1 tRNA gene and 1 rRNA gene are annotated in these 3371 nt (G+C 49.8%); both read left to right on the top strand.

Going from position 1 to position 3371, the window contains the following annotated elements:
- The first annotated feature begins 41 nt into the window (after positions 1–41).
- Positions 42–117, top strand: a tRNA-Ala gene (locus ACFQ95_RS25890).
- Between the two features lie 322 nt (positions 118–439).
- A 23S ribosomal RNA gene (locus ACFQ95_RS25885) occupies positions 440–3318 on the top strand.
- The last annotated feature ends 53 nt before the right edge of the window (positions 3319–3371 follow it).

Raw genomic sequence — 3371 nt, 5'->3', positions numbered from 1 at the left:
CCAACCAGACCCACCAATCCTCCAATGGCAAAGGGTTTCTTGGGGGTGTAGCTCACCTGGTAGAGCGGTTGCTTTGCAAGCAATAGGTAGCGGGTTCGAGTCCTGTCACCTCCACCAACAAACTTAGAAGTCAACACCAAAGCAGCTTTGCGAAAGGCTGTTTTGTTGTTGATCAAGATCTCTTGATCAATCGGCTGTTCATTAAAAATTCATAGAGTTTAATCAGCGTTGCTGGTGGAAACTGCACATTCGTAAAGGTTTAGTGCAGACCGTGCCACCAGCGACAAATTTTTGATTGCGTCAAAACGAATATTCAGACTTTGGTCTAAATATTTAAACAAATAAGCGAAAGCTTATTACGGCATAACGCGTTTGGTGAAAGACCAAACAATATTCCTTGAAGATGACTTAGGTTTCGAGAGAAACGTCAAAGTTATAGGGTCAAGTGAATAAGAGCATGTGGTGGATGCCTTGGCAATGATAGGCGACGAAAGACGTGATAGCCTGCGATAAGCTTCGGGGAGCTGGCAAATTAGCTTTGATCCGGAGATTTCTGAATGGGGAAACCCACCCTTAGGGGTATCGCATGATGAATACATAGTCATGCGAGGCGAACCGGGTGAACTGAAACATCTCAGTAGCTCGAGGAAAAGACATCAACCGAGATTCCGAAAGTAGTGGCGAGCGAAATCGGAAAAGCCTGTTAGTGATAGCGCGACTCTTAATAGAACGGTTTGGAAAGGCCGACCATAGTGGGTGATAGTCCCGTATATGAAAAGAGACGTGTGGTACTAAGTTAACGAAAAGTAGGGCGGGACACGAGAAATCCTGTCTGAATATGGGGGGACCATCCTCCAAGGCTAAATACTCATCATTGACCGATAGTGAACTAGTACCGTGAGGGAAAGGCGAAAAGAACCCCGGGAGGGGAGTGAAATAGATCCTGAAACCGCATGCTTACAAAAAGTAGGAGCCCGCAAGGGTGACTGCGTACCTTTTGTATAATGGGTCAGCGACTTACATTCAGTGGCAAGCTTAACCGAATAGGGAAGGCGTAGGGAAACCGAGTCCGAACAGGGCGTCTTAGTCGCTGGGTGTAGACCCGAAACCAAGTGAGCTATCCATGGCCAGGATGAAGGTGCCGTAACAGGTACTGGAGGTCCGAACCGACTAGTGTTGCAAAACTAGCGGATGAGCTGTGGATAGGGGTGAAAGGCTAAACAAACTTGGAAATAGCTGGTTCTCTCCGAAAACTATTTAGGTAGTGCCTCAAGTATTACCGTCGGGGGTAGAGCACTGTTTTGGCTAGGGGGTCATGGCGACTTACCAAACCAATGCAAACTCCGAATACCGACGAGTACAGCTTGGGAGACAGAGCACCGGGTGCTAACGTCCGGACTCAAGAGGGAAACAACCCAGACCGCCAGCTAAGGTCCCTAAAATTGGCTAAGTGGGAAACGAAGTGGGAAGGCTAAAACAGTCAGGATGTTGGCTTAGAAGCAGCCATCATTTAAAGAAAGCGTAATAGCTCACTGATCGAGTCGTCCTGCGCGGAAGATGTAACGGGGCTAAGCCAGTTACCGAAGCTGCGGATTTGCAATTTATTGCAAGTGGTAGGAGAGCGTTCTGTAAGCCTGTGAAGGTGCGTTGTAAAGCGTGCTGGAGGTATCAGAAGTGCGAATGCTGACATGAGTAGCGTTAAAGGGGGTGAAAAGCCCCCTCGCCGTAAGCGCAAGGTTTTCTACGCAACGTTCATCGGCGTAGAGTGAGTCGGCCCCTAAGGCGAGGCAGAGATGCGTAGTTGATGGGAAACAGGTCAATATTCCTGTACCGATGTGTAGTGCGATGTGGGGACGGAGAAGGTTAGCTCAGCCAACTGTTGGATATGTTGGTTCAAGCCTGTAGTCATGCCTGGTAGGCAAATCCGCCGGGCTTAGATGAGGGGTGATAACGAGGCTGCTTGCAGCCGAAGTGAGTGATACCCTGCTTCCAGGAAAAGCCACTAAGCTTCAGCTACACACGACCGTACCGCAAACCGACACTGGTGCGCGAGATGAGTATTCTAAGGCGCTTGAGAGAACTCAGGAGAAGGAACTCGGCAAATTGACACCGTAACTTCGGAAGAAGGTGTGCCTTTAGTAGGTGAAGTCCCTCGCGGATGGAGCCCAATGAGGTTGCAAAAAATCGGTGGCTGCGACTGTTTATTAAAAACACAGCACTCTGCAAACACGAAAGTGGACGTATAGGGTGTGACGCCTGCCCGGTGCTGGAAGATTAAATGATGGGGTGCAAGCTCTTGATTGAAGTCCCAGTAAACGGCGGCCGTAACTATAACGGTCCTAAGGTAGCGAAATTCCTTGTCGGGTAAGTTCCGACCTGCACGAATGGCGTAACGATGGCCACACTGTCTCCTCCTGAGACTCAGCGAAGTTGAAATGTTTGTGATGATGCAATCTCCCCGCGGAAAGACGGAAAGACCCCATGAACCTTTACTGTAGCTTTGTATTGGACTTTGAACAGATCTGTGTAGGATAGGTGGGAGGCTTTGAAGTGTGGTCGCTAGATCACATGGAGCCAACGTTGAAATACCACCCTGGTGTGTTTGAGGTTCTAACCTAGGTCCATTATCTGGATCGGGGACAGTGCATGGTAGGCAGTTTGACTGGGGCGGTCTCCTCCCAAAGCGTAACGGAGGAGTTCGAAGGTACGCTAGTTACGGTCGGACATCGTGACGATAGTGCAATGGCATAAGCGTGCTTAACTGCGAGACTGACAAGTCGAGCAGATGCGAAAGCAGGACATAGTGATCCGGTGGTTCTGTATGGAAGGGCCATCGCTCAACGGATAAAAGGTACTCTGGGGATAACAGGCTGATACCGCCCAAGAGTTCATATCGACGGCGGTGTTTGGCACCTCGATGTCGGCTCATCTCATCCTGGGGCTGTAGCCGGTCCCAAGGGTATGGCTGTTCGCCATTTAAAGAGGTACGTGAGCTGGGTTTAAAACGTCGTGAGACAGTTTGGTCCCTATCTTCCGTGGGCGCTGCAGATTTGAGGAAGCCTGCTCCTAGTACGAGAGGACCGGAGTGGACACACCTCTGGTGTATCGGTTGTCACGCCAGTGGCATTGCCGAGTAGCTAAGTGTGGAAGAGATAACCGCTGAAAGCATCTAAGCGGGAAACTCGTTTCAAGATGAGATCTGCCGGGGCCTTGAGCCCCCTAAAGAGTCGTTCAAGACCAGGACGTTGATAGGTCGGGTGTGGAAGCGCAGTAATGCGTTAAGCTAACCGATACTAATTGCTCGTGCGGCTTGACCCTATAACTTTGATCGTCAGATCAGGGTGTTATGCCAAGTTGACGCATTCAAAAAA

The organism is Variovorax sp. HJSM1_2, assembly GCF_049316285.1.
Classification (GTDB): Bacteria; Pseudomonadota; Gammaproteobacteria; order Burkholderiales; family Burkholderiaceae_C; genus Rhodoferax_B.
The sequence above is the reverse complement of the archived record's forward strand: the minus strand, read 5'-3'. Positions and strand labels throughout refer to the sequence as shown.